This is a genomic window from Agrococcus pavilionensis RW1, from assembly GCF_000400485.1.
In the GTDB taxonomy this organism is placed as follows: domain Bacteria; phylum Actinomycetota; class Actinomycetes; order Actinomycetales; family Microbacteriaceae; genus Agrococcus; species Agrococcus pavilionensis.
Window position 1 is genome coordinate 1 of the sequence record NZ_ASHR01000043.1, and the last position, 26,900, is coordinate 26,900.

The 26,900-nt window shown below is 71.8% G+C and carries 23 protein-coding genes; 13 read left to right on the forward strand and 10 right to left on the reverse strand.

All coding sequences use genetic code 11. The features are described 5' to 3' along the window. From L332_RS0115835 to L332_RS28370, 3 genes are all read right to left on the reverse strand, one after another. Positions 1 to 511, reverse strand: a 511-nt coding sequence (locus tag L332_RS0115835; RefSeq protein WP_031224392.1) for a biotin/lipoyl-containing protein, incomplete at its 3' end; no start/stop codon positions are given. A gap of 24 nt (positions 512 to 535) precedes the next feature. Beyond that, positions 536 to 1,909, reverse strand: a complete 1,374-nt coding sequence (gene lpdA / locus L332_RS28365) for a dihydrolipoyl dehydrogenase (RefSeq protein WP_021011742.1) — start codon at positions 1,907 to 1,909, stop codon at positions 536 to 538. 121 nt (positions 1,910 to 2,030) lie between these two features. Beyond that, positions 2,031 to 3,479, reverse strand: coding sequence for a leucyl aminopeptidase (locus L332_RS28370; RefSeq protein WP_021011743.1), 1,449 nt, complete (start codon positions 3,477 to 3,479; stop codon positions 2,031 to 2,033). 45 nt (positions 3,480 to 3,524) lie between these two features. On the opposite strand from L332_RS28370, the gene L332_RS28375 reads away from it, so the two are divergent. The 6 genes from L332_RS28375 to L332_RS28400 all read left to right on the forward strand — a co-directional run bounded on the left by L332_RS28375 (position 3,525) and on the right by L332_RS28400 (position 9,802). Then, complete coding sequence (locus tag L332_RS28375; protein WP_021011744.1) at positions 3,525 to 4,445, forward strand: PAC2 family protein; 921 nt, start codon at positions 3,525 to 3,527, stop codon at positions 4,443 to 4,445. Between the two features lie 29 nt (positions 4,446 to 4,474). Then, on the forward strand, positions 4,475 to 5,773 hold the full coding sequence (locus L332_RS28380; RefSeq protein ID WP_235045101.1) for an MFS transporter: 1,299 nt from the start codon (positions 4,475 to 4,477) through the stop codon (positions 5,771 to 5,773). A gap of 161 nt (positions 5,774 to 5,934) precedes the next feature. Continuing rightward, on the forward strand, positions 5,935 to 7,368 hold the full coding sequence (locus L332_RS28385) for an RNA polymerase sigma factor (protein WP_021011746.1): 1,434 nt from the start codon (positions 5,935 to 5,937) through the stop codon (positions 7,366 to 7,368). A 112-nt stretch (positions 7,369 to 7,480) separates the two neighbouring features. Beyond that, on the forward strand, positions 7,481 to 8,305 hold the full coding sequence (locus L332_RS28390) for a transporter substrate-binding domain-containing protein (protein ID WP_021011747.1): 825 nt from the start codon (positions 7,481 to 7,483) through the stop codon (positions 8,303 to 8,305). 74 nt (positions 8,306 to 8,379) lie between these two features. After that, the gene (locus L332_RS28395; RefSeq protein WP_021011748.1) at positions 8,380 to 9,036 is read left to right on the forward strand and encodes an amino acid ABC transporter permease; all 657 of its coding nucleotides are present in this window, start codon (positions 8,380 to 8,382) and stop codon (positions 9,034 to 9,036) included. Continuing rightward, entirely contained in the window at positions 9,026 to 9,802 is a 777-nt protein-coding gene (locus tag L332_RS28400) for an amino acid ABC transporter ATP-binding protein (protein WP_021011749.1), read from the forward strand. The genes L332_RS28395 and L332_RS28400 overlap by 11 nt, the downstream gene beginning before the upstream one ends. A gap of 75 nt (positions 9,803 to 9,877) precedes the next feature. On the opposite strand, the gene L332_RS28405 is transcribed toward L332_RS28400, so the two are convergent. Continuing rightward, positions 9,878 to 10,099, reverse strand: a complete 222-nt coding sequence (locus L332_RS28405; RefSeq protein WP_031224395.1) for a DUF7455 domain-containing protein — start codon at positions 10,097 to 10,099, stop codon at positions 9,878 to 9,880. 202 nt (positions 10,100 to 10,301) lie between these two features. On the opposite strand from L332_RS28405, the gene L332_RS28410 reads away from it, so the two are divergent. Further along, positions 10,302 to 12,383, forward strand: a complete 2,082-nt coding sequence (locus tag L332_RS28410) for a DNA gyrase/topoisomerase IV subunit B (protein ID WP_021011751.1) — start codon at positions 10,302 to 10,304, stop codon at positions 12,381 to 12,383. A gap of 18 nt (positions 12,384 to 12,401) precedes the next feature. On the opposite strand, the gene L332_RS28415 is transcribed toward L332_RS28410, so the two are convergent. Next, positions 12,402 to 14,861, reverse strand: coding sequence for a DNA gyrase/topoisomerase IV subunit A (locus L332_RS28415; protein ID WP_021011752.1), 2,460 nt, complete (start codon positions 14,859 to 14,861; stop codon positions 12,402 to 12,404). 59 nt (positions 14,862 to 14,920) lie between these two features. On the opposite strand from L332_RS28415, the gene L332_RS28420 reads away from it, so the two are divergent. Then, entirely contained in the window at positions 14,921 to 15,949 is a 1,029-nt protein-coding gene (locus L332_RS28420) for an alkaline phosphatase family protein (protein WP_021065145.1), read from the forward strand. Between the two features lie 273 nt (positions 15,950 to 16,222). Here the strand turns inward: L332_RS28420 and L332_RS28425 are convergent, their stop codons facing one another. From L332_RS28425 to sepH, 4 genes are all read right to left on the reverse strand, one after another. Next, positions 16,223 to 17,344 (reverse strand): alcohol dehydrogenase catalytic domain-containing protein, encoded by a 1,122-nt coding sequence (locus L332_RS28425; RefSeq protein WP_021011755.1) that lies wholly within the window; start codon positions 17,342 to 17,344, stop codon positions 16,223 to 16,225. After that, the gene (locus L332_RS28430; RefSeq protein WP_021011756.1) at positions 17,344 to 18,258 is read right to left on the reverse strand and encodes an NAD(P)-dependent oxidoreductase; all 915 of its coding nucleotides are present in this window, start codon (positions 18,256 to 18,258) and stop codon (positions 17,344 to 17,346) included. Before L332_RS28430 ends, L332_RS28425 begins: the two co-directional genes overlap by 1 nt. Positions 18,259 to 18,363: 105 nt before the next feature. Next, positions 18,364 to 19,731 (reverse strand): MFS transporter, encoded by a 1,368-nt coding sequence (locus tag L332_RS28435; protein ID WP_021011757.1) that lies wholly within the window; start codon positions 19,729 to 19,731, stop codon positions 18,364 to 18,366. Positions 19,732 to 19,869: 138 nt separating this feature from the next. Then, positions 19,870 to 21,111 (reverse strand): septation protein SepH, encoded by a 1,242-nt coding sequence (sepH, locus tag L332_RS29670; protein ID WP_021011758.1) that lies wholly within the window; start codon positions 21,109 to 21,111, stop codon positions 19,870 to 19,872. 232 nt (positions 21,112 to 21,343) lie between these two features. On the opposite strand from sepH, the gene L332_RS28440 reads away from it, so the two are divergent. Next, entirely contained in the window at positions 21,344 to 21,628 is a 285-nt protein-coding gene (locus tag L332_RS28440; RefSeq protein ID WP_021011759.1) for a DUF4193 domain-containing protein, read from the forward strand. A gap of 1 nt (position 21,629) precedes the next feature. On the opposite strand, the gene L332_RS28445 is transcribed toward L332_RS28440, so the two are convergent. Then, positions 21,630 to 22,076: a DUF3093 domain-containing protein gene (locus L332_RS28445; protein ID WP_021065146.1), complete on the reverse strand. Its 447-nt coding sequence runs from the start codon at positions 22,074 to 22,076 to the stop codon at positions 21,630 to 21,632. Between the two features lie 69 nt (positions 22,077 to 22,145). Here L332_RS28445 and dut point away from each other — a divergent pair, with 69 nt between their 5' ends. The 4 genes from dut to L332_RS28465 all read left to right on the forward strand — a co-directional run bounded on the left by dut (position 22,146) and on the right by L332_RS28465 (position 26,864). Beyond that, positions 22,146 to 22,598, forward strand: coding sequence for a dUTP diphosphatase (dut, locus tag L332_RS28450; RefSeq protein WP_021011760.1), 453 nt, complete (start codon positions 22,146 to 22,148; stop codon positions 22,596 to 22,598). Beyond that, on the forward strand, positions 22,595 to 23,197 hold the full coding sequence (locus tag L332_RS28455; RefSeq protein WP_021011761.1) for a DUF3710 domain-containing protein: 603 nt from the start codon (positions 22,595 to 22,597) through the stop codon (positions 23,195 to 23,197). Before dut ends, L332_RS28455 begins: the two co-directional genes overlap by 4 nt. A gap of 2 nt (positions 23,198 to 23,199) precedes the next feature. Beyond that, positions 23,200 to 23,940 (forward strand): DUF3159 domain-containing protein, encoded by a 741-nt coding sequence (locus L332_RS28460; RefSeq protein WP_021011762.1) that lies wholly within the window; start codon positions 23,200 to 23,202, stop codon positions 23,938 to 23,940. 107 nt (positions 23,941 to 24,047) lie between these two features. Further along, positions 24,048 to 26,864: an aconitate hydratase gene (locus L332_RS28465; RefSeq protein ID WP_021011763.1), complete on the forward strand. Its 2,817-nt coding sequence runs from the start codon at positions 24,048 to 24,050 to the stop codon at positions 26,862 to 26,864. The last annotated feature ends 36 nt before the right edge of the window (positions 26,865 to 26,900 follow it).

Consider the following 26,900-nt stretch of genomic DNA (forward strand, 5'->3'; position numbering starts at 1 on the left):
CGATCTCGTCGCCGACCGCCTTGAGCCAGCGGATGATCGTGCCCTCGGTGACGCTCTCGCCGAGCTCCGGGAGCTTGATGTCGGTGCCGCCGCTCGACTGCTGCGCGTCGGCCTGCGGCGCGGGCGCCGACTCCTGCTGCTCGTCGGCCTGCTTCGAAGGCGACTCCTGCGCCTCGGCGGCCGACTCATCGTCGGCCTCCTGCTCGGGCTCGGCGTCGGTGCCCTCGGTCGCCGTCTCGGCGTCGGTCTCCGGCGCCTGCTCGGCGGGTGCGTCGCCCGCGTCGCCGACGCGCGCGATGACTGCGCCGACCTCGACGGTGTCGTCCTCGTCGGCCAGGATCTCGGTGAGCGTGCCGGCGATCGGCGACGGCACCTCGGTGTCGACCTTGTCGGTCGAGATCTCGACGAGCGGCTCGTCGACGGCGATCTCGTCGCCGACGGACTTCAGCCAGCGCGTGATCGTGCCCTCGGTGACGCTCTCGCCGAGCTCGGGGAGCTTGATGTCAGTCATTCTCGGATCTCCTGTGGCTGTCGATCAGATGGCGTGGAGCGGGGTGCCCGCGAGCTTCAGCATGGTCTCGCCAAGCGCCTCGTGCTGCGTCGGGTGGGCGTGCACGAGCTGCGAGACGTCCTCCGGGTAGGCCTCCCAGTTCACGATGAGCTGGGCCTCGCCGATGAGCTCGCTCACGCGGCGCCCGATCATGTGGACGCCGACGACGGGGCCGTCCTTGACGCGCACCGCCTTGACCGAGCCCGTCGTGCCGACGATCTCGCTCTTCGCGTTGCCGCCGAGCGAGTACTCGTACGACTCGATCCTGTCCTCGCCGAACTGCTCCTTGGCCTTCGCCTCGGAGTAGCCGATCGACGCGACCTCGGGGTCGGAGTAGGTGACCTTGGGGATGTTGATGTCCTGCACCATGCGCGGCTCGAGCCCGGCGATCTCCTCGGCGACGAAGATGCCCTGCTGGTAGCCGCGGTGCGCGAGCTGCAGGCCCGGGACGATGTCGCCGACGGCGTAGACGCCGGGGACCGAGGTCTGCAGCCGGTCGTCGACGGTCACGAAGCCGCGGTCGAGCTGCACGCCGACCTCCTCGTAGCCGACATCGGCGGTGTTCGGGCCACGGCCGACGGCCACGAGCAGCAGGTCGGCGTCGATCGTCTCGCCGGTCTCGAGCGAGACGTGCACGCCCGAGTCGTCCTGCGTGACGCCCGAGAAGCGCGCACCGAGCTGGAACTGGATGCCGCGCTTCTTGTAGGCGCGCTCGAACTGCTTCGAGACCGACTCCTCCTCGTTCGCGACGAGGTGGGGCAGGCCCTCGATGATCGTGACCTCGGCGCCGAAGGCGCGCCAGACGCTCGCGAACTCGACGCCGATGACGCCGCCGCCGAGGATCGCCACGCGCTGCGGGATCCAGTCGAGGCGGAGCGCCTGCTCGCTCGTGATGACGTTGCCCGTGATCTCGAGACCCGGGAGCGTCTTCGCGTACGAGCCGGTCGCGAGCACGATGTTCTTGCCCGTGAGGGTGCGGTCGCCGACCTGCACGGTCGTGGGGGAGGCGAGCTTGCCGTCGCCCTCGACGACCTCGATGCCCTTCGCCTTGATGAGCCCCTGCAGGCCCTTGTACTTCTTCGAGACGATGCCCTCGCGGAACGCGGTCACCCGCTCGATGTCGATGCCCTTGAGCTCGGCGTCGACGCCGGCGTGACCCGCGTCGCGCACCTCGTCGGCCACCTCGGCCGAGTGCAGCATCGCCTTGGTGGGCACGCAGCCTCGGTGGAGGCACGTGCCGCCGAGCTTGTCCTTCTCGACGATCGCGACGGTCTTGCCGAGCTGCACGGCGCGCAGCGCGACGGCGTAGCCGGCACTGCCTCCACCCAGGACGACGATGTCAAAGCTCTGATCGGACACGCACTTGCTCCTCATGAGTCTCTTGTGCCGCGCCGGTGGGCGCAGCGGTGCACGGCAGTTCCTGCCCGAGCCAGCCTAGCCGCTCAGCCCTGACCGGCCAGTGTCAACCGGTGAGCCGGTGTCACTCCGCCGAGCGCGACATCTTCGAGATCATGCGCAGCACGCCACGCACGACGACGCCCGTCGCGCCCGAGGGCGTGTGGCCGAAGGGCTTGCCGGTGTTCATCGAGGGACCGGCGATGTCGATGTGCGCCCACGGGATCGGGGAGCCGTCGCGCTCGCCCACGAACTCGTTGAGGAAGGCGGCCGCGAGGAGCATGCCGCCCGAGCGGTTGCCGACCTTGGCGTTCTGGAGATCGGCGACCTCCGAGTCGAGCATCGAGCGCATCTCCTCGGGGATCGGCATGGGCCAGACGAGCTCGCCCACCTCGCGCGAGGCGCGCACGAGGGCGTCGACGAACGCCTCGTCGTTGCCCATCACGCCGCTCACGCGGTCGCCGAGCGCGACCTGCTGCGCGCCGGTGAGGGTCGCGACGTCGATGATCGCGTCGGGCTGCGCCTCGGAGGCGAGCACGAGCGCGTCGGCCATCACGAGCCGGCCCTCGGCGTCGGTGTTCGTGACCTCGACGCTCGTGCCGCCGCGGATGACGATGACGTCGTCGGGCCGGGTCGACGTCGACGAGACCATGTTCTCGGCGAGCGCGAGGTGCGCGGTGACGCGAATCGGCAGCTGCAGCGCGGCGGCGGCGGCCGTCACGGCGTAGACGGTCGCGGCGCCCGTCATGTCGTACTTCATGTGCTGCATCGAGCCGGCGGGCTTGAGCGAGAGGCCGCCCGAGTCGAACGTGATGCCCTTGCCGACGAGCACGACGTGGCGCGTCGCGTTGTCGGGCGCGTGCTCGACCGTCACGAGCCGCGGCGGGCGGCTCGAGCCCTGGCCGACCCCGACGATGCCGCCGAAGCCCTCGCGGCGGAGGCGCTCCTCGTCGCGCACGACGACGCTCAGGCCGGCCTGCTGCGCCTCGGCCGCGACGCGGTCGGCGAAGTGCACGGGGCTCAGCAGGTTCGGCGGCGTGTTCGCGAGGTCGCGCGTGAGCCAGACGGCGGTCGAGGCGGCCTTCGCCATCGCGACGACGGTCTCGGTCACCTCCGCCTCGCCGGCGACGACCGCGATCTCGACGACGCCGGGCTTGGGCTCGCGCTTGAGCCCGTCGAAGCGGTAGGCGCCGAGCGCCGCGCCCTCGAGCACCGCGAGCACGTCGTCGGTCGTCCGCACCGGCAGCGCGAGCGCGAGCGTCGGCACGTCGCGCAGCGCGCGCACGGCGGCGCCGGCGATCTGCCGCAGGCGCACCGAACCGGTGTCGTCGCCGAGCCCGACGAAGGCGACGCGGCGGCCGTCGACGACCGCTCGCACGACCTGCTCGCGCTCGCCCGTGGCGCCGATGCCGCGGAGGAGCTCGGGGTCGAAGCCCTCGGCGGTGGGCTCCTCCCCGGGGTGCACGCCGTGCACGATGAGGTCGGCGGTGGCGTCCTCGGGGCGGGCGATGATCGAGAGTGCGGGGATGGGCATGGGTCACGAGGATACCTGCGGCTCGACGGTCACTAGGCTGGGAGGGTGTTCGATCCGCGCGCGCTGACCCTGCACCTCGAGGACCTCGAGACGGTCCCGCGCGGCCTCGACCTCGTGATCGCGATCCACGGCTTCGTCGACGCGGGCGCCGCGGCGGAGGCCGCCGCTGCCGCGATCCTCGACACGCTGCCGCACCGCCCGGTCGTCGCGTTCGACACCGACGTGCTCATCGACCACCGCTCGCGCCGGCCGCGCATGCTCTTCAACGAGGACCACGTCGAGGAGTACCTGCCGCACTCGCTCACGCTGCTGCAGGTCGAGGACGACGCGGGCGCGCCCTTCCTGCTGCTCACCGGACCCGAGCCCGACTGGATGTGGGAGCGGTTCACGGATGCGCTGCTCGAGCTGCACGAGGAGCTCGAGGTCGCCTCGACGACGATCATCAGCTCGATCGGCATGCCGGTGCCGCACACGCGGCCGCTCGTCTCGACCGTCTCCGGCAACCGTGCTGAGCTCATCGAGCAGTACTCGGCCTGGCGGCCGGTCTCCTCGGTGCCGGCCTCCGTCATCCACCGCATCGAGCACCGCCTGCACCCGACCTCGCCCGTCGCGTCCTTCACCGTGCTCGTGCCGCACTACGTCGGCGAGTCCGGCTCTGCGGGACCGGCGCTCGCGGCGCTCGAGGGCGTGACGAGCGCGACGTCGCTCGCGTTCCGCACCGAGGAGCTGCGGCAGGCCGACCGCGAGTTCCAGCAGCTCGTCGCGCAGCAGATGGAGACGAATGAGGAGCTGCAGCGCGTCGTGCGGACCCTCGAGGCGCGCTACGACGCGTTCATGGCGCAGTCGTCGGTGAAGTCGCCGCTCACCGACGAGGACGGCTCGCTGCCGAGCGCCGACGAGATCGCCGAGGAGCTCGAGCGCTACCTGCAGGAGCGGCGGAAGCCGGGCTCGGACTCGTTCGGATGAACAGCGCGCGCTCCTGGCTGGTCTGGGGCGTGGCGGCACTGGCGTACATCGCGGCGGTGCTGCACCGCTCGTCGCTCGGCGTCGCCGGTCCCGCGGCCTCCGAGCGCTTCGAGGTCGCCGCGACGGAGCTCTCGACGCTCGGCGCCGTCCAGGTGGGCGTCTACGCGGCCATGCAGATCCCGGTCGGCGTGCTGCTCGACCGGCTGGGCCCGCGCGTGCTCATCGCCTCGGGCGCGGCGGTCATGGCCGGCGGTCAGCTGCTCGTCGCCATCGCCGAGGACATGCCGCTCGCGATCCTCGGCCGCGTGCTCGTCGGCATCGGCGACGCCGCGACGTTCATCTCGGTCATCCGCCTGCAGTCGGGCTGGTTCCGCGGGCCGATCCTCGCGCAGATGTCGCAGTACACCGCGATCAGCGGCCAGGTGGGGCAGCTGCTCTCCGCCGTGCCGTTCGTGTGGCTGCTCTCGGCGGCCGGCTGGACCCTCTCGTTCGGCACGCTCGCGGCCGTCGGCGGCGTCGCCTTCGTGCTCGTCCTCCTCATCGTCTTCGACGCGCCCCCGGGCGGTGCCCCGCCGACCGGCTCGATCGATGTGCCCGAAGGATGGCTGCCGCGGCTCCGCAGCGCCTTCCGCACGCCCGGCACGCGGCTCGGCTTCTGGACGCACTTCTCGCTCCTGGGCTCCACCAACCTCTTCCTGCTCCTGTGGGGCTTCCCGATGCTCGTCGAGGGGCTCGACTACTCGCAGGCCCAGGCCGCCGGCCTCATGAGCATCGTCGTCGTGACCGGCATGGTCGTCGGCCCGATCGTCGGCATCACGACCGCGCGCTTCCCGCTGCGGCGCTCGACGCTCGTGCTCGCCCTCGTCGCCCTCGTCGTCGCAGCCTGGGCCGCCGTGCTCGCGTGGCCGACGCAACCGCCGACCTGGCTCGTCGTGCTGCTGCTCGTCGTGCTCGGTGCGGCCGGCCCCGGCTCGACGGTCGGCTTCGACTTCGCCCGCACGTCGAACCCGCTGCGGGTGCTGGGCTCGGCGAACGGCATCGTCAACGTCGGCGGCTTCATCGCGACCTTCGCGGCCATGCCGGCGGTCGGCATCATCCTCGACCTCGTCCACTCGGCGCGCGTCGCGGGCGGCGAGGCCGTCGGCCTCTACGACTGGGAGGGCTTCCGCGTCGCCCTCTCGTTCCAGTTCGTGCTGCTCGCGCTCGGCTTCCTCATGGTCGTGCGGATGCGTCGCATCACTCGCTCGCGGCTGCGCGAGGAGGAGGGGATCGAGGTGGGTCCGCTGTGGGCGGCCATCGCCAGGCGCATGCGCCGACGCCCCGATTGAGCGCTCGATCGACGAGCTGGGAATGCCCATGCCACATCCGGCGCTATACTGTCAAGACCGACCCAGTCGAGATCGTGCCCGCGCCCGGACTTGACATGGGTCATTCGACTGCCCTCAGCGCGACTGGACCGAGTCTGGACGCTTGACCGACCGGAGGACGCATGCCAGCTGACAAGACCACGAGCCCGCGAAGCCGAACGACGAAGGCGGCTGTCGACGCTGAGCAGAGCGCCACGACCGCCGCGCCGAAGGCTGCTCCCGCCAAGGCCGCCGCCGCGAAGTCGACGACCGCGAAGTCGACGACCGCGAAGTCGACGGCCCCGAAGACGACGGCGGCGAAGGCGCCTGCCGCGAAGACGACGGCCACCAAGGCGACCGCTGCGAAGACCGCTGCCGCGAAGGCGCCGGCCAAGACGACGACTGCCAAGACGACGGCCGCGAAGGCGAGCACCGCCAAGACGGCCGCTGCGAAGAAGGCCGCCGACTCCTCGACTGGCCCGGCGAAGCCCGCGCGCGGCGGTCGCCGCAAGGCGGTCGACCCGGTCGCCGAGGTGATGGCCGAGGAGACGACCGAGGCCGCACCCGAGGAGGACGAGGAGGAGGTCCACGTCGAGAAGCTCCCGACCGGCGCCCTGCGCCTCTCGGGTGACGACGACGAGCCCGCCGCCACGCAGATCACCGGCGCGACGGCCGACCCGGTCAAGGACTACCTCAAGCAGATCGGCAAGGTCGCGCTGCTCAACGCCGAGCAGGAGGTCGACCTCGCGATGCGCATCGAGGCGGGCCTGTTCGCCGAGGAGAAGCTCTCGCTCGAGGGCGACGACCTCGACTGGCAGCTCAAGCGCGACCTCACGCGCATCGCCCGCGACGGGCAGCGCGCGAAGAGCCACCTGCTGGGCGCGAACCTGCGCCTCGTGGTGTCGCTCGCGAAGCGCTACACGGGCCGAGGGATGCAGTTCCTCGACCTCATCCAGGAGGGCAACCTGGGCCTCATCCGTGCGGTCGAGAAGTTCGACTACACGAAGGGCTTCAAGTTCTCGACCTACGCGACGTGGTGGATCCGCCAGGCGATCACGCGCGCGATGGCCGACCAGGCCCGCACGATCCGCATCCCCGTGCACATGGTCGAGGTCATCAACAAGCTCGCCCGCGTGCAGCGGCAGATGCTGCAGGACCTCGGTCGTGAGCCGAGCCCCGAGGAGCTCGCTCGCGAGCTCGACATGACCCCCGAGAAGGTCATCGAGGTGCAGAAGTACGGTCGCGAGCCCATCTCGCTGCACACGCCCCTCGGCGAGGACGGCGACAGCGAGTTCGGCGACCTCATCGAGGACACCGAGGCGGTCGTGCCGGCCGACGCGGTGGGCTTCACGATGCTCCAGCGCCAGCTCGAGTCGCTGCTCGACTCCCTCTCGGAGCGCGAGGCGGGCGTCATCCGCATGCGCTTCGGCCTCGGCGACGGGATGCCGAAGACGCTCGACCAGATCGGCGACACGTTCGGCGTGACGCGGGAGCGCATCCGCCAGATCGAGTCGAAGACGATGGCGAAGCTGCGGCACCCGTCGCGCTCGCAGCAGCTGCGCGACTACCTCGAGTGATCGACGCGTGATCGAGGGCCGACCCGCGAGGGGCGGCCTTCGCGTTCCTCCATGCGATCGGATGCGCTCGGCTCGTTCTAAGATGGAGTTCTGTCCCCGAGAAGGAGAAGTCATGTCCCGTCGTTCCACCCTCGCCGGCCTCGCAGCCGTCGCCGCCGCATCCGTCGCCCTCGTCGGCTGCTCGAGCAGCGCGGAGCCCGGCGCGAGCGGGGAGGCCGAATCGTCGGGCGTGACGCTCGAGCAGGTGCAGGAGGCGGGCGTGCTCGTCGTCGGCACCGAGGGCACGTACTCGCCGTTCTCGTTCCACGAGGGCGGCGCCGGCGAGCTGACCGGCTACGACGTCGAGGTCATCACCGCGGTGGGCGAGCAGCTCGGCGTCGAGGTCGAGTTCGTCGAGACCCAGTGGGACGCGATCTTCGCCGCGCTCGACTCGGGCCGCATCGACGTCATCGCGAACCAGGTCTCGATCACGCCCGAGCGCCAGGAGCGCTACCTCTTCAGCGAGCCGTACACGTACTCGACCGGCGTGCTCGTCGTGCCCGAGGGCAGCGACATCGCCTCGCTCGACGACCTCGCGGGCCGCGTGAGCGCGCAGTCCCTCACGAGCAACTGGGCCGAGGTCGCGCGCGGTGCGGGCGCCGAGGTCGAGGAGGTCGAAGGCTTCGCTCAGGCGGCCGAGCTGCTGCGCTCGGGCCGCGTGGACGCGACGATCAACGACTCCCTCACGTTCCTCGACTACGAGCAGGCGCAGGGCGGCGAGACGGGCCTCGAGGCCGTCGCCGAGACCGACGAGGTGAGCGAGAGCGCCGTCGCGATGCGGCAGGGGAGCGAATCGCTGCTCGCCGCGATCGACGAGGCGCTCGCCGCGCTCGCCGCCGACGGCACGCTCGCCGAGATCTCGCAAGTCTACTTCGGCGAGGACGTCTCCCAGCCGTGACGCGCGTCTCGATGGAGCGGCCCCGGCGAGCGCCGGGGCCGCTTCCGCGCAGGCTCCCGGCGTAGGCTCCGCGCGTGGACTGGCAGCTCGTGCTCGACTCGATCGGGCCCATCGCCCTCGGCGGGCTCACCGGCACGATCCCGCTCACGCTCGCGTCGTTCTCGCTCGGGCTCGTGATCGCGATCGGCATGGCGCTCGCGCGCATCTCCGGCATCGCGTGGCTCTCGGGCCTCGCTCGCGCCTACATCTCGATCATCCGCGGCACGCCCATGCTCGTGCAGCTGTTCGTGATCTTCTACGGCATGCCGCAGATCGGCATCACGCTCGACCCGTGGCCGAGCGCGATCATCGCGCTCTCGCTCAACGTGGGCGGCTACGCGGCCGAGATCATCCGCGCCGCGATCCTGTCGATCCCGCGCGGCCAGTGGGAGGCGGCGGCGATGATCGGCATGTCGCGGGGTCAGGCGCTCGGCCGCATCGTGCTGCCGCAAGCCGCGCGCGTCTCGGTGCCGCCGCTGTCGAACACGCTCATCTCGCTCGTGAAGGACACGTCGCTCGCGTCGCTCATCCTCGTCACCGAGCTCTTCCGCGTCGCGCAGCGGATCGCGGCGCCGAGCGGCGAGTTCATCCTCATCTACTCGGTCGCGGCCGGCGTCTACTGGGTCATCTGCCTGGCCCTCGCCGGCGGCCAGGACCGCCTCGAGCGGAGGCTCGACCGCTATGCCGTCTGAACCGATCGCGCCCGCGCCGCTCCTCGCCGCCCGCGGCCTCCACAAGTCGTTCGGCGACAACCACGTGCTGCGCGGCGTCGACCTCGACGTCGCGCCCGGCACGGTGCACGCGCTCATCGGCCCGTCCGGCTCGGGCAAGACGACCGTGCTGCGCTCGCTCAACGGGCTCGAGACCCCGGACGCCGGCACGCTCCGCATCGGCGACCTCGAGCTCGACTTCAGCCGCCCGCTCGGGCGACGCGAGCGCGCGGCCCTGCACCGCGCATCCGCAATGGTCTTCCAGCAGCACCACCTCTTCCCGCACCTGACCGTGCTCGGCAACGTCACCGTCGGCCCGATCCGGGTGCAGGGGCGGGGGAAGGAGGAGGCGAGGGCGGATGCGCTCGCGCTCCTCGAGCGCGTCGGCCTGCGGGAGAAGGCGGACGCGTACCCGTCGTCGCTCTCGGGCGGCCAGCAGCAGCGCGTCGGCATCGTGCGCGCGCTCGCGCTGCAGCCGTCGATGCTGCTGTTCGACGAGCCGACGTCGTCGCTCGATCCCGAGCTCGTCGGCGAGGTGCTCGCGGTCATGACCGAGCTCGCCGCCGAGGGCTGGACGATGGCGGTCGTGACCCACGAGCTCGGCTTCGCGCGCGAGGTCGCCGACGAGGTGTCGTTCTTCGACGAGGGCGTCGTCGTCGAGCGCGGCGCGCCGGAGCAGGTCTTCGGCGATCCGCAGCACGAGCGCACGAAGCGCTTCCTGCAGCGGCTGCAGGGCCCCTTCGCCTGATCGAGCGCCCTCCACCGGGACAGCGAAGCGGCCCGCCCCCGATCGGGGACGGGCCGCGCTCGAAGTCGCCGGGGCCTAGACCTCTGCGAGCTTCGCGGTCTCGTCGTGCCACACGGTGGCGAGCGGCTGCAGCGCCTCGCGGTGCTTGGCCGCGTGGTGCGCGCAGAAGAGCAGCGTGCCGCTCTCCATCGTCGCGCGGACGTATGCCTGGGCGCCGCAGCTGTCGCAGCGGTCGAGCGCGCTGAGCGGCGCGTTCGCCTCGTCGGTCTCGAGCGTCGCGGTCTGGGTGTCGTTCACGGTGCCCTCCTTCATCACGTCTGGTGTCCATCGTGGCACGCCATCCTGTCAATACCGCATCGCGCGGGGCGCGGTTCGCCAGCGGCGCAACGCGGCGACGGGCCGCGCCGCCTGCCGCCGGGCGGGGATCGGCGGCCGTAGGCTGGAGCGTCGACCGCCCGATGACTGCAGACCCCGGGCGTGTCACGCGAAGGGGGATCGGTTGGCGACTGCGGCATCGGACTACTCGGCTCGGCACCTCACCGTGCTCGAGGGGCTCGAGGCGGTGCGCAAGCGCCCCGGCATGTACATCGGCTCGACCGACTCGCGCGGCCTCATGCACTGCTTGTGGGAGATCATCGACAACTCCGTCGACGAGGCGCTCGGCGGCCACGGCGACGAGATCGCGGTCGTGCTGCACGCCGACGGCTCCGTCGAGGTGCGCGACCGCGCCCGCGGCCTGCCGATCGACGTCGAGCCCCGCACGGGCCTCACGGGCGTCGAGGTCATCTTCACGAAGCTGCACGCGGGCGGCAAGTTCGGCGGCGGCGCCTACAAGTCCTCCGGCGGCCTCCACGGTGTCGGCGCATCCGTCGTCAACGCCCTCTCGGAGCGCCTCGACGTCGAGGTCGACCGCGACGGCGCGACGTGGGCGATGTCGTTCCACCGCGGCGAGCCGGGGGAGTTCCTCGACGAGGGCGAGCCCTCGCCGCACTCGACGTTCCTGCCGTTCACGGATGCGTCGAGGCTGCGGAAGGTCGGCAAGGTCGCGAAGGGCGTCACCGGCACGCGCGTGCGCTACTGGGCCGACCCGCAGGTGTTCACGAAGGGCGCCGACTTCCTCGCCGACGAGCTCGCGCGCCGCGCGCGGCAGACGGCGTTCCTCGTGCCGGGGCTCGCGATCCAGATCATCGACGAGCGCGGCGACGAGCGCGTCGTGCACGACTTCAAGTACGACGGCGGCATCAGCGAGTTCGCCGAGTACCTCGCGCCCGACCCGGCGCTCACCGCGACGTGGCGGCTCACGGGCGAGGGCGCGTTCCAGGAGACCATCCCGGTGCTCGACGAGGCGACCGGCCACATGGTCACGCGCGAGGTCGACCGCACGTGCGAGGTCGACATCGCGCTGCGCTGGGGCACGGGCTACGACACCGTCGTGCAGACCTTCGTCAACATCATCGCGACGCCGAAGGGCGGCTCGCACCTCGCCGGCTTCGAGCAGTCGCTCCTGAAGCTGCTGCGCGACCAGGTCGCCGCGAACGCGCGCAAGCTCAAGGCCGGCAACGACAAGGTCGAGAAGGACGATGTGCTCGCGGGCCTCACCGCCGTCGTCACCGTGCGCCTGCCCGAGCCGCAGTTCGAGGGCCAGACGAAGGAGGTGCTCGGCACGCCCGCCGTGCGCCAGATCGTCTCGCAGGTCGTCGCGCGCGAGCTCGGCGCGATCCTCACCTCGTCGAAGCGCGACGACAAGGCGCAGGCGGGGCAGCTGCTCGAGAAGGTCGTGAGCGAGATGAAGGCGCGCCTCTCCGCGCGCTCGCTCAAGGAGACCGCGCGGCGCAAGAGCGCGCTCGAGTCGTCGTCGCTGCCAGTGAAGCTCGTCGACTGCCGCTCGAACGACGTCGCGCAGACCGAGCTCTTCATCGTCGAGGGCGACAGCGCGCTCGGCACGGCGAAGCCCGCGCGCGACAGCGAGTTCCAGGCGATCCTGCCCATCCGCGGCAAGATCCTCAACGTGCAGAAGGCGTCGATCGGCGACATGCTCGGCAACGCCGAGTGCGCGGCGATCATCCAGTCGATCGGCGCGGGCTCGGGCCGCTCGTTCGACATCTCCGCCGCCCGCTACGGCAAGATCATCATGCTCTCGGACGCCGACGTCGACGGCGCGCACATCCGCACCCTGCTGCTGACGCTCATCCACCGCTACATGCGGCCGCTCATCGAGGAGGGCCGCGTCTTCGCCGCGGTGCCGCCGCTGCACCGCGTGATGGTCAAGCACCGCGGCAAGCCCGACGAGGCGGTCTACACCTACTCCGACGCCGAGCTGCACCGGCTGCTCGCGAAGCTCAAGAAGAGCGGCAAGAGCTGGGTCGAGCCGCCGCAGCGCTACAAGGGCCTCGGCGAGATGGACGCCGACCAGCTCGCCGAGACGACGATGGACCGCTCGCGCCGCACGCTGCGCCGCGTGACGATCTCGGACTCGGAGCGCGCGAGCGAGATATTCGAGCTGCTGATGGGCAACGACGTCGCCCCGCGCCGCGAGCTCATCCAGACCTCGCAGGTCGACCGGGAGCGCATCGACGCCTGAGCGCCGCGCCGGCCGCCGTCAGTCCGCGGGCGTCCCGAGCCGCGCGCCGATCGCGCCGATCGCGCCGATCGCGCCGTCGATCGCGACGCCCGAGCCCGCGCGCGGCGCGCCGCCCGGCGGCAGCTGCCGCTGCGAGCCGTCGGCGCCGACCGCGAGCGGCGAGGGGCCTGCCCACGCGAGCGCGAGCCCGACCTCGCCCTTCAGCAGCCGGTGCGCCTGCACGCCGCCCGTGCCGCGGCCCTTCGCGGGGAACTCCTCGAGGCTCGAGACCTTCACGCGCGGCTCGTCGAGGCCCGCGAGCGTCTCGGCGGCCTCGGTGACGGTGACGACCTCGGCGCCGTCGGCGACCGCGCCCGCGAACCGCACCGACGCATCCGCCTTGAGCCCGATGCCCTTCATGCCGCCGGCCCCAGGCCCTTGCGGGTTGATCGCCGCGGCGGCGAAGCGCAGCAGCTGCGCGTCGCTCGTGACGAGCACGACCCACGACTCGTCGGGCGCCGGCGCGACGCCGACGACCCGGTCGCCGGCCTTGAGCGCGATGACCGACTCGCGGTCGCGGTCCCGCAGCTCCGCGGGCTTCACGCGCTTGACGACGCCCTGCGCGGTCGCGACGAGCCACGGCTCGCTCGAGCCGAGGTCGATGAGCGCGACCGCCTCCTCGCCGCGCTCGAAGGCGCCGAGGTCGCGCACCTTGACGCCCGCGGTGAGGCCGACGGATGCGGGCGGCACCGAGGGCAGGTCGGCGGGCGTGAGGCGCAGCACGGCTCCCGTCGAGGTGACGAGCCCGAACGCGCCGCGCGTGGTCGTGGCGATCGTCGAGCGGATCGCGTCGTGGCGCGAGCGCCGCGCGGGCACGGGGATCGGCTCCTCGCCGTCGACGCGCACGAGCCTGCCGGTCGCCGACATCACGACGCGCGTGGGCGCATCCGCGATCTCGAGGCTCACGGCCGCCTTCGCGCTCGCGCGGCCCGTCGTCGCCTGCCCGTTGCCCTCGGTGAGCGCCGTGCGGCGCGGCGTGCCGAAGCGCTCGGCGACCTCGTCGAGCTCGGCCGCGACCACCTCGTGCAGCGCGGCGTCGGAGCCGAGGATCCGCTCGAGCTCGGCGATCTGCCCGAGCAGCTCGTCGCGCTCCGCCTCGAGCTCGATGCGGCTGAACTTCGTCAGCCGCCGCAGGCGCAGCTCGAGGATGTACTCGGCTTGCGGCTCGGAGAGGTCGAAGACGCTCTGCAGGCGCGAGCGGGCCTGCTCCGAGTCGTCGGACGTGCGGATGACCTGGATGACCTCGTCGATGTCTAGGATCGCGATGAGGAGGCCCTCGACGAGGTGCAGCCGCTCGCGCTTCTTGCGCAGCCGGAACTCGCTGCGGCGCCGCACGACGCCGACGCGGTGGTCGAGGTAGACGCGCAGCAGCTGCTTGAGCCCGAGCGTCTCGGGCTTGCCGTGCACGAGCGCGACGTTGTTGATCGAGAAGCCGTCCTCGAGCGGCGTGTAGCGGTACAGCTGCTGCAGCACCGCCTCGGGGTCGAAGCCCGTCTTGATGCTGATGACGAGCCGCAGGCCGTGCTTGCGGTCCGTGAGGTCCTGCACCTCGGTGAGGCCCTGCAGCTTCTTCGACTGCACGCCGTCCTTGATCTTCTCGATCACGCGCTCGGGGCCGACGAGGTAGGGCAGCTCGGTGATGACGATCTGCGTCTTGCGGCCGTGGCGCTCGATCGACGCCCGCGCTCGGGTCTTGAACGACCCGCGGCCGCTCTCGTACGCATCCCGCACGCCGTCGAGGCCGACGATGACGCCGCCGCCGGGGAGGTCGGGCCCCGGCACGTGCCGCATGAGGTCGGCGACGGATGCGTCGGGGTGCGCGAGCAGGTGCTTGGCCGCCTGCACGACCTCGACGAGGTTGTGCGGCGCCATGTTGGTCGCCATGCCGACGGCGATGCCGCTCGCGCCGTTGACGAGCAGGTTGGGGTAGGAGGCCGGCAGCACGTCGGGCTGCTGGTAGGAGTTGTCGTAGTTGGGGACGAAGTCGACGACGTCCTCGTCGAGGCCCTCGGTGAGCGAGAGGCCTGCCGCGGCTAGGCGCGCCTCGGTGTAGCGGGGCGCGGCGGGGCCGTCGTCGAGCGAGCCGAAGTTGCCGTGCCCGTCGACGAGCGGGAGCCGCAGGCTGAACGGCTGCGCGAGGCGCACGAGCGCGTCGTAGATCGCGGTGTCGCCGTGCGGGTGCAGCTTGCCCATGACGTCGCCGACGACGCGCGCGCTCTTGACGTGCCCCTTCTCGGGCCGCAGCCCCATCTCGGACATCTGGAAGAGGATGCGGCGCTGCACGGGCTTGAGGCCGTCGCGGGCGTCGGGCAGGGCGCGGGCGTAGATGACGGAGTAGGCGTACTCGAGGAACGAGTCCTGCATCTCGCTCGCGACGTCGACGTCGTCGATCCGCTCGGCGATCGCGGCGGAGGGGTCGGGGGGAGGCGTGGCAGTCATAGGCTGACGGAATGCTACCGACGAGGGCGCCTGGATCCCGGAGCCTTGCCGACGTTCTCGTGAGCTCGTCGCTCGCGATGCGGGGCGAGCCGAACGCGCTCGGCCTGCCGCCCGTCGCCGGCGCGATCGTGCTGCTCGTCGACGGGCTCGGGGCTGCGCAGCTCGGGCAGCGCGCGGGGCACGCGCGCACGCTCGCGGGGGCGCCAGGCGGCTCGATCGAGGCGGGCTTCCCGTCGACGACCGCAACGGCGCTCGCGTCGCTCACGACCGGCGGGCTCGCCGGCGCGCACGGCATCGTCGGCTACGACGCGTTCGTGCCGGGCGCGGGCGTGCGCAACCAGCTGCGCGACTGGGGCGGCGCGATGGACCCGGTCACCTGGCAGCGCAGCCCGACGATCTTCGAGCGCGTCCCCGCGATCGCGATCGGCGAGCCGAAGCACGCCGCGAGCGGGTTCACGCACGCGGTGCTGCGCGGCGCCGACTACCGCGGCGGCCGCTCGGTCGCCGACCGCTTCGCGCTCGCTCGCGACGCGGCGCGCGAGCGGTCGCTCGTCTACCTCTACGTGCCCGAGCTCGATCGCGCCGGCCACGAGCTCGGCTGGCAGTCGCCCGAGTGGACCGACGAGCTCGAGCAGCTCGACGGCGCAGTGGCCGAGCTCGCGGCGGCGCTCCCGCGGGACGTGGGCCTCATCGTCACGGCCGACCACGGCATGGTCGACGTCGACCCGACGGGTCACCTCGTCGTGCCCCACGAGCTGCTCGAGCCGGTCGCGCACGTCGCGGGGGAGCCGCGCTGCCTCCAGCTGCAGGTCGAGGGCGATGCGGATGCGGTGGCCGAGGCCTGGCGGTCATGGCTCGGCGATGCGGCGTGGGTCGCGACCCGGGCCGAGGTGGCCGCCGCCGGCTGGCTCGGCGAGGTCGACGCGGAGGTCGAGCCGCGCCTCGGCCACGTGTTCGTCGCCGCGCGGAAGCGCTTCGCGATCTACGTCGACGAGGCCGACCCCGGCCGCGGGATGGTGGGCCAGCACGGCTCGCTCACGCAGGACGAGCTGCGCGTGCCGCTGCGCCGGTTCGGCGCCTTCGCCTGAGCAGCGCGTCCACCGCGCGTCCAGCGACGCCGGTCAGGATGGGCGTCCGCCGGCACGGCCGGACACCGAGGGAAGGATCGCACCATGCGCAGGTGGCTCATCACGACCGTCGCGACCGCACTCGTCGGCATGATCGTCAAGAAGCTCACGAGCGGCGACGACGAGAAGACCCGCAAGGGCCGCCGCCGCTGACGCCGCGCGGCGACCGGGGCTGCACCGCCCGAGCGGGGAGCTCGCGCCCGCCCCGCTCGGGCGCGAGCGCCCCGGTCGCGGTCAGCTGCATCGCACGACCTGCCGGATCGCCCGGCCGTCGGCGAGCGTGTCGAGCGCCTCGTTGAGGTCGTCGAGCGCGATCTCGCTCGTGACGAGCTCCTCCACCGGCAGTCGGCCCTCGCGCCACAGCTGCTCGTAGCGCGGGATGTCGCGCGACGGCACCGCGGAGCCGAGGTACGAGCCGATCACCGTGCGCGCCTCAGCGGTGAACGCGAGCGGCGAGAGCGACGAGCGGGCGTCGGGATGCGGGAGGCCGACGGTCACGGTCGTCCCGCCGGGCGCGGTGAGGGCGAACGCCGTCTCGAACGCCTTCGGGTGCCCGGCCGCCTCGATCACGACCGGCGCGCGGAGCCCCTGGGCGAGCGCGTCGTCGGGGGAGAGTGCGACGTCGGCGCCGAGCTCCCGAGCCCGGTCGAGCTTCGCCGGCACCGCATCCACCCCGATGACGCGGCCGAGGCCGAGCGAGCGGGCGGCGAGGAGCGCCGCCATGCCGACGCCGCCGAGCCCCACGATGACGATGTCGTCGCCCTCGCGCGGCTTGCCGGCGTTGACGACCGCGCCGCCGCCCGTGAGCATCGCGCAGCCGAGCACCGCGGCGACCTGCGGCGGCACGTCGGCGCCGACCGGCACCACCGAGCGGCGGTCGACGACCGCGTGCGTCGCGAACGCCGAGACCCCGAGGTGGTGGTGCACCTCGCCGCTGCGGCCCTCGAGCGCCGCCTCGTGCAGGCGCCGACCGCCGCCGAGCAGCTCGCCCGCGCCGTTCGCCGCCGAGCCGCGCTCGCACGGCAGGCGGCCGTCGGTCGCGCACGCCGCGCACTCGCCGCAGCGCGGGAGGAACGTCGTCACGACGCGGTCGCCGACCGAGACGTCGGTGACGCCCTCGCCGACCACCTCGACGATGCCCGCTGCCTCGTGGCCGAGCAGCATCGGCACCGGCCGCGGGCGCGCGCCGTCGACGACCGAGAGGTCGCTGTGGCACAGGCCCGCCGCCTCGATGCGGATGAGCAGCTCGCCCTCGCGGGGCGCGTCGAGCTCGAGGTCGACGAGCTCGAGCGGCCGCGACTGCGCGAACGGACGCTCGGCGCCGATCCGGCGCAGCACCGCGCCGCGCACGCGCATCAGCGGCCGTCCCAACCGGCGACCGTGCCGTCGGGGCTCGCCTCGCGCACGACCAGGGTGCAGTCCTTGCCCTCGAAGCCGTCGTCGAGCAGCCGCTGCAGCTGGTCGCGGATGAGCCTCGCCGCCGGCACCTTGACGCCCGCGGCCTCGGCGCCCTCGACGGCGAGCGAGACGTCCTTGTGGCACAGCATGGCCGAGAAGGATGCGTCGAAGTTGCTGTTCACGGCGGCACCGGGCACGACGCCCGGCACCGGGTACCAGGTGCGGAGCGCCCACGAGTCGCCGGAGGAGACGCGCGCGACGTCGAAGAACGCCTTGGGGTCGAGCCCGAGCTGCTCGGCGAGCTGCGAGCCCTCCGAGATCGCGAGGATCGAGACGCCGAGCATCATGTTGTTCACGAGCTTCGCGGCGATGCCGTGCGTGGGGCCGCCGACCGCGAAGACGTTGCCGGCCATGGGCGTGACGATCTCGCGAGCTCGCGCGACGTCGTCCTCCTCGCCGCCGAGCATGAACGTCAAGGTGCCGGCCGCGGCGCCCTGGATGCCGCCGGAGACGGGGGAGTCGACGAAGCGGAGGCCGCGCGAGCCCGACTCGCCGTGGCTCCAGCGCGACGTGTCGAGGTCGACGGTGGTGGTGTCGATGATGAGCGTGCCGGGCGCCGCGTGCTCGAAGACGCCGTCGGGGCCCGCGAGCACCGAGCGCACGTGCTCGCCCTTCGGCAGGCTCAGGATGACGACCTCGGCGCCCTCGACGGCCTCCGCGACCGAGGCGACCGGCACGATCCCGTGCTCCGCCGCCGACTGCCGCAGCGCATCCACCACGTCGAAGCCCCGCACCTCGTGGCCCGCGGTCACGAGGTGGGCGGACATGCGGCTGCCCATGTTGCCGAGCCCGATCCAGGCGATTGACGTCATCGTCGATTCCTTCCGTAGTGCTTGGGCCAACGCTAGCGGCCCGGAACGGCGAGGGGCGGCGAGATCGCTCTCGCCGCCCCTCGCGGTCGGGATCCTGTCAGGGGATCAGAGCTTGCCCTTCTCGGCGAGCAGTCGCTCGCGGTCGAGGTCGTCGACGTCGTGCAGCGAGATGCCCTTGGTCTCCTTGAGCGCGAGCACCGCGACGAGCGTGATGGCGCACGCGATCACGAGGTAGATCGCGACCGGGATGTAGCTGCCGAACTGCCCGAGGAGCGCCGTGGCGATGATCGGCGCGAGCGAGCCAGCGACGATCGACGTCACCTGGTAGCCGAGCGAGACGCCCGAGTAGCGCATGCGGGTGGGGAACAGCTCGGCCATGATCGCGGGCTGACCCGCGTACATGAGCGCGTGGAACGCGAGGCCGAGGATGATCCCGCCGAGGATGACGATGTCGTTGCCGGTCTCGAACATCGGGAACGCGATGAAGCCCCACGTCGCACCGAGCAGCACGCCGATGAGGTACATCGGCTTGCGGCCCACGGTGTCGACGAAGCGGCCCACGATCGGCACGAAGATGAAGTGCGCGATGTGCGCGATCGCCATGAGGCCGAGGATGCGCGACACGTCGTACTCGAGGTAGGTGCGCAGGTAGACGATCGAGAACGTGACGACGAGGTAGTAGAGCACGTTCTCGGCGAAGCGCAGGCCCATGGCCGTCAGCACGCCCTTCGGGTAGCGCTTGAGGACCTCGAGGACGCCGTAGGACTGCGCCTTCGACTCCGCGACCTCGTCGCGCACCTGCTGGTAGATCGGGGCGTCCGTGACGCGCGTGCGGATGTAGTAGCCGATCGCGACGATCACGACCGAGAGCCAGAAGGCGATGCGCCAGCCCCAGCCGAGGAAGTCCTCGTCCGACAGCGTCCACTGCAGCACGAGCAGCACGACGGTGGCGATGAGGTTGCCGGCCGGCACCGCGGCCTGCGGCCACGACGACCAGAAGCCGCGCTCCTTGTTGGGGGAGTGCTCGGCCACGAGCAGCACACCGCCGCCCCACTCGCCGCCGACCGCGAAGCCCTGCGCGAAGCGGAGCAGCACGAGGAGCGCGGGCGCCCAGTAGCCGATGACGTCGAAGGTGGGCAGGCATCCCATCAGGAAGGTCGAGACGCCGACGAGGATGATCGCGAACTGCAGCATCTTCTTGCGGCCGTACTTGTCGCCGAAGTGGCCGAAGACGATGCCGCCGAGCGGGCGAGCGATGAACCCGACCGCGTAGGTGAGGAACGCGCTGATGATCGGGAAGTACGGATCATCGCTCGCGGGGAACATGATCAGGTTGAAGACGATCGTCGACGCCGTGGCGTACAGGAAGAACTCGTACCACTCGACGACCGTGCCGGCCATCGCGGCCGTGACGACCCGGCCGAGGCCCTTGCGGTCGTTGTCTCGAGCGGTGTCATGCGCGGGTGCGCTCATGCCTACCTCCTTGTAGGTGTGCACGGGACTGTGCGCCGAGAATCTAACATGACGACGCGTTCAGGTCGCTGGGACGCGCGGAGACGCACGGAGGCGGGCGCCGTCCCGGGCGCCCGCCTCTGCTGCGTTCCTCTGCCGTCAGTCGTCGCTGCGGGAGCCGAAGACGATCTCGTCCCAGCTCGGCATCGCCGCGCGGGAGCCGCGCTTCTTGCCCGCGACGGGACCCGTCGCCTGCGCGCGAGCGGGTCGCTGAGGCTCCTCCGCCTCCGCGGTGCGAGCGGCGGGCTGCTCCGGCTCGATGGGTGCAGGGTCGCTCTCAGCGGTGCGCAGGGCCGCTTCGCGCTCGCTGCGCCGGCGCCGCAGCGCGTCGAGCAGCTCGGCCGTGTGGTTCGGCTGCGTCGCGGCTGCCGGGCGGTTGATCGCCGCGGCCTGCACGTTCTCCGGCTGGCTGCCGACCTCGCCGGTGCGACGGCGCAGCCACGGGTTCTCGGCGCGGGTCGGCTCCTTGGGGCGCTCGTCCGGGGCGCTCTCGGTGAGGGTCGCGGAGGCGACGGCATCCTCGAGGCCGACGCCCGGCTCGACCGGGCTCGGTGCCGAGCGCTGCGTGCCCCGCTGGATGCGGAAGGCGTCGGAGTCGAAGCGGCCGGTGTCGTGTCGAGCTGCGTCGTGCCGACCGGTGTCGTGCGTCGCCGCGCGCTGGGAGATGGGCGGGGCGGCCGGCTGCTCGGTCGGCGCCTCCAACGCGGGAGCGGTCGCCGCGGCGTCGGGCGTCGTCGGCCGCGACTGCCGGTCGATCGCGCGCAGGCGAGGCACGAGCACGCTCGTCGCGTCGCTCGACTGGCTCAGCGAGGTCGCCTCCTTGCCGCGCGGGGTCAGCGTGGCCTTCTTCGGCTCGTAGCCCCACAGCGCCTCGTGCTGGATGCCCTCGGTCGTGAAGCGGAGCCGGACGGTCCAGGCGCCGCCGTCGGCGTCCTTCCACGCCGCCCACGAGCGCTCGATCGCGCGCAGGTCGTCGAGGCGCTCGCCGATCGCGGCGCCGAACGCGGTCTCGCCGGCGAGCGGGTCGATGTCGCCTGTCGCGACCGGGATGGAGAGCGCGGAGTCGAGCATGTGCGCGCGCTCGGCCAGCACGGGGCCCTCGAAGCGCTCGACGTAGGCGAGCTCCTCGCCCGTGGACGAGGCGACCTGCTCGGCGGTCATGCCGCCGCGGATGAGGGCCTGGATCTCGCGCGGCGTGGCCTTGCGCTCGCGGTGCGGGACGGCCGTCGCGGGCTTGCGGTGCTCCGGGAGGTCGGCGACGGGCACGCGGTAGCGCTCACCCGACTCGGACTCGAGGATGAGCACCTCGTCCTCGATGCCGATGACGCTCAGCTGCTGCATGATTCGTCGGTCCTTCCTTGCCGGTGTCGGGTCGCGTCAGCATCCCACGCGACCCGCGCTGCGATCGGGAATGGTGCGGGCGCGCCGCGCGTTCCGTCGGATGCAGGCACCGCCTGCCGCTCCGCACCGGCGCAGTCGCGGAGCCGTCGCTGATATCTGATTTGCTCCGGTGTCCTGTTTCGTGCAGAATGTGCGCCGACGCCGACCCCGAACCCCCTCGAAGGACTGCCGCATGGCCACCGATTACGACGCCCCCCGCAAGACCGACGACGAGAGCGAGTCGATCGAGGCGCTCAAGGAGCGCGTGCCTGCGAAGAGCGTCTCCACGGACGAGGACGCCGACAACCCCGGCAGCTTCGACCTCTCGGCCGCCGACCTCGCAGACGTCGAGCTCGACGTCGTCGTGCTCCCGCCCCAGGAGGACGAGTTCACGTGCGTCAGCTGCTTCCTCGTGAAGCACCGGCTGCAGTTCGACCACGAGTCGAAGCTCGGCCCGATCTGCCGCGAGTGCGCCTGAGCTAGCGAGCCGCCTCGATCGCCGCCGCGAGCGCCTCCGGGCGCCGCGAGCTGATGAGCCACGCCGGCGTCGGGTCCTCCGGGTCCTCGACGGCGGCGCGCACGAGCGCGCGCGTCCACGGCGAGACCACGTGGTGGTCGGCCGGGTCCCAGCCGGCCCGCAGCGCCGATTGCGCGGCGTCGCCGCGGAGCACCTCGGGCGCGCCGAGCTGGTCGACCGGGATGCGCGCGCGGCCCGCGCGCAGCTGCGATCCCTCGACGGCGACGACGGGGGCGCCGAGCCAGAGCAGCGCCACGACGGCGACGTAGAGCGCGATCGCGATCGCGATCCCGACCTGCAGGTTGACCGGCAGGAAGACGAGCAGCACCGCAGGCACGATGAGCAGCAGCACGAGCGGGAGCCACCACGGCGGCACGAGCCGCTCGCGGTACGAGGGGGCGGTTTCCATGCCCCCATCCTCTCGCGATCCGCGGGCGCGGTTCTCCCGCGCGCCCTCGCTCGGCTAGCCTCGAGTGCGATGGAGCAGGTCGAAGTCCTCATCACCGGATCGCCGGTGCCCGCATACGCGCACCCGGGTGACGCCGGTGCCGATCTCCACGCCGCGGAGGCGGTCACGCTCGGCCCGGGCGAGCGATCGCTCGTCGGCACGGGCGTCGCGATCGCGCTGCCCGACGGCTACGCCGCGTTCGTGCACCCGCGCAGCGGCCTCGCGGCCAAGCACGGCATCACGATCGTGAACGCGCCCGGCACCGTCGACGCGGGCTATCGCGGAGAGATCAAGGTCAACCTGCTCAACACCGGCGGAGAGCCGCACCGGATCGAGGTCGGGGACCGCATCGCTCAGCTCGTCGTGCAGCGCGTCGAGCGCGTGCGCTTCATCGAGGTCGAGCGGCTGCCGGGCTCGGACCGAGGGGAGCGCGGGCACGGATCGACCGGCCTGAGCGCAGTCCAAGAGGGGATCGCACGATGACCGACACGACCGACAGCGCGGACGAGCAGCCGATCGACGAGGAGGCGCTCGTCGAGAAGACGGCCCCCGAGGACCGCGCCGTCGCGGGCCCGCTCGACGAGGCCGAGGCGCCCGTGCGCCCCTACGTCGATCTCGGCGGGCTCCGCATCGTCCCGCGCCCCGGCATGCAGATGCGCCTCGAGGTCGAGGAGAAGACCAAGCGCATCGTCGCGGTGACGCTCGAGCACGAGGGCTCGACGGTGCAGCTGCAGCCGTTCGCCGCTCCGCGGAGCGAGGGCATCTGGCTGCCCGTGCGCGAGGTCCTGCGAGGCCAGCTCGAGCGCCAGGGCGCCGCGGTCGAGGAGGCCGAGGGCCCGCTCGGCCCCGAGCTCCGCGCCCGGCTGACCGTTGGGCCGGACGGCGCGCCTCGCGCCGTGCGCATCATCGGCGTCGACGGACCGCGCTGGATGCTGCAGGGCCTCATCGGCGGCAAGGCGGCGCTCGACGACGACGAGGCGGCGAAGGCGTTCGAGCTCTTCCGCTCGACGGTCGTGTGCCGCGGCGCGCAGCCGATGCCCCCGCGCGAGCTCATCCCGCTCAGCGCGCCGAAGGCCGTCTGACGGTGCCCGCCGAGCAGCCCGGTCCCGCAGGCGAGGCCGAGCCCGCCGAGGCATCCTTCTCCGAGCAGGTCGGGGCCGCGATCCGCGGCTCGAAGCTCGGCCACCTCGACCCGGCCGCGAAGCCGAGCGCCGGCGCGCTGCTCGGCGCGATGGGCGGCGTGCGCGGGCTCGTCGAGTCGCTGCTGCCCGGCATCCTCTTCCTCGTCCTCTACGCGACGACGAAGGACGTGCTCGTCTCGGTGCTCGTGCCGCTCGTCGTCTCCGTCGGCTTCGTCGCATGGCGCGTGCTCCAGAAGGGCCAGCCCGTGCTCGCCTTCGCCGGCCTCATCGGCGTCGGCATCTCGGCGGCGATCGCCCTCATCACGGGGCAGGGCGAGGACAACTTCCTGTGGGGATTCACGGTCAACACCGTGGTCATCCTCGTGCTGCTCGCGTCGATGCTCGCCCGCCGGCCGCTCGTCGGCATCATCGCCGGCGCCCTCACGGCGAAGCCGTTCGCCTGGCGCACGGAGCGCGCGAAGCGCGCGGTCGCGTGGCGCGCGTCGCTGCTGTGGCTCGCGGTGATCGGCGCGCGGCTCGCCGTGCAGGTGCCGATGTACCTCGCGGGCGCCGTCGAGGCGCTCGCCGCGACGAAGCTGCTCATGGGAGTCCCGCTCTACCTCGCGGCGCTCTGGGTCACGTGGCTCATGGTGCGAGCCGTGCTCGACACACCTGCGGATGCGGTCGACGAGCCGTCGCGGTAAGATATCTTGACGTCAAGATATTCCGCGCCCGCCCGCCCATGGCGGAGGGTGCAGGCATAGACTGCACGCGCAGCCAGCGCAACCCGTGAGACCCAGAAGGAGTCACGATGGCGAACCCGAACAGCTTCGACAGCAAGGCATCGCTGTCGGTCGGCGGCACCGACTACACGTTCTACCGGATCGACAGGGTCGCGGGCCACGAGCGCCTGCCGTTCAGTCTCAAGGTGCTGCTCGAGAACCTGCTCCGCACCGAGGACGGCAAGAACGTCACGAGCAACCAGATCGAGGCACTCGGGTCGTGGGACGCATCCGCCGAGCCGAACGTCGAGATCCAGTTCTCGCCGGCTCGCGTCGTGATGCAGGACTTCACCGGCGTGCCCTGCATCGTCGACCTCGCCACGATGCGCGAGGCCGTCGCCGAGCTCGGCGGCGACCCGACGAAGATCAACCCGCTCGCGCCCGCCGAGCTCGTCATCGACCACTCCGTCATCGCCGACCTGTTCGGCACGGCCGACGCGTTCGAGCGCAACGTCGAGATCGAGTACGAGCGCAACGGCGAGCGCTACCAGTTCCTCCGCTGGGGCCAGACGGCGTTCCAGGACTTCAAGGTCGTCCCCCCGGGCACGGGCATCGTCCACCAGGTGAACATCGAGAACCTCGCGAAGGTCACCTACTCCCGCACCTTCGACGGCGAGCTCACGGCATACCCCGACACGGTCGTCGGCACCGACTCGCACACCACGATGGTCAACGGCCTCGGCGTGCTCGGTTGGGGCGTGGGCGGCATCGAGGCCGAGGCCGCGATGCTCGGCCAGCCCGTCTCGATGCTCATCCCGCGCGTCGTCGGCTTCAAGCTCACTGGCGAGATCGCCACGGGCGTCACCGCGACCGACGTCGTGCTCACGATCACCGACATGCTGCGCAAGCACGGCGTGGTCGGCAAGTTCGTCGAGTTCTACGGCACCGGCGTCGGCGCCGTGCCGCTCGCCAACCGCGCGACGATCGGCAACATGAGCCCCGAGTTCGGCTCGACCGCCGCGATCTTCCCGATCGACGACGTCACGCTCGACTACCTGCGCTTCACCGGTCGCGACGAGCAGCAGGTCGCGCTCGTCGAGGCCTACTCGAAGGAGCAGGGCCTGTGGCACGACCCGGCGGTCGAGCCGGTCTTCTCCGAGTACATGGAGCTCGACCTCAGCACCGTCGTGCCGTCGATCGCCGGACCGAAGCGCCCGCAGGACCGCATCGAGCTCACGCGCGCCAAGGAGCAGTTCGCGGAGGACATCGTCCACTACGCGTCGCCCTCGACCACGCACGAGACGGCCGACCTCATCGCGAAGCACTCCTTCCCGGCGTCCGACCCCGGCAACGTGCCCGGTGAGGAGGACGAGGACACGCGCGAGGTGCACATCAACGGCGGAGGCCCCGTCGAGTTCTCGAAGCCGGTCACGGTCTCGACGCCCGACGGCGAGACGTACACGCTCGACAACGGCGCGGTCACGATCGCCGCGATCACGTCGTGCACGAACACGTCGAACCCGTCCGTCATGCTCGCCGCGGGCCTGCTCGCCCGCAAGGCGGTCGAGAAGGGCCTGAAGGCGAAGCCGTGGGTCAAGACGACGCTCGCGCCCGGCTCGAAGGTCGTCACCGACTACTACGACAAGTCGGGCCTCACGAAGGACCTCGACGAGCTCGGCTTCTACACGGTCGGCTACGGCTGCACGACGTGCATCGGCAACTCGGGACCGCTCATCGACGAGGTCTCGGCCGCCGTCAACGAGCACGACCTCGCCGTCACCGCGGTGCTCTCGGGCAACCGCAACTTCGAGGGCCGCATCAACCCCGACGTGAAGATGAACTACCTCGCGTCGCCGCCGCTCGTGATCGCCTACTCGCTCGCCGGCACGATGGACTTCGACTTCGAGACCCAGCCGCTCGGCAAGGGCAAGGACGGCCAGGACGTCTTCCTCGCCGACATCTGGCCGTCGGCCGACGAGGTGCAGCAGACGATCGACTCGTCGATCGACACCGAGATGTTCACGAAGCAGTACGCGGCCGTCTTCGACGGCGACGAGCGCTGGCGCAGCCTGCCCACGCCCGACGGCGACGTCTTCGAGTGGGACGAGCAGTCGACGTACGTGCGGAAGCCCCCGTACTTCGAGGGCATGACGATGGAGCTCACGCCGGTCGAGGACATCCAGGGCGCTCGCGTGCTCGCGAAGCTCGGCGACTCGGTCACGACCGACCACATCTCGCCGGCCGGCAGCATCAAGGCCGACAGCCCCGCGGGCAAGTACCTCACCGAGCACGGCGTCGACCGCAAGGACTTCAACTCCTACGGCTCGCGTCGCGGCAACCACGAGGTCATGATCCGCGGCACGTTCGCGAACATCCGCCTGAAGAACCTGCTGCTCGACGGCGTGGAGGGCGGCTACACCCGCGACTTCACGACCCCCGAGGGCGAGCAGGCCTTCATCTACGACGCGTCGCAGCACTACCAGGAGCAGGGCATCCCGCTCGTCGTGCTCGGCGGCAAGGAGTACGGCTCGGGCTCGAGCCGCGACTGGGCCGCCAAGGGCACGAACCTGCTGGGCGTCAAGGCGGTCATCACCGAGTCGTTCGAGCGCATCCACCGCTCCAACCTCATCGGCATGGGCGTCGTGCCGCTGCAGTTCCCCGAGGGCGAGAGCTGGGAGAGCCTCGGCCTCGACGGCACCGAGGTCATCTCGATCTCGGGCCTCACGGAGCTCAACGAGGGCCGCACGCCCAAGACCGTGCGCGTCACCGCCGAGCCGAGCGAGCACAGCCCCGAGGGCAAGCAGACGATCGAGTTCGACGCGGTCGTGCGCATCGACACCCCGGGCGAGGCGGACTACTACCGCAACGGCGGCATCCTGCAGTACGTGCTGCGCTCGCTCGTCTGATCGAGCAGCGACTCATGGAAGGCCCCCAGCCCCGGC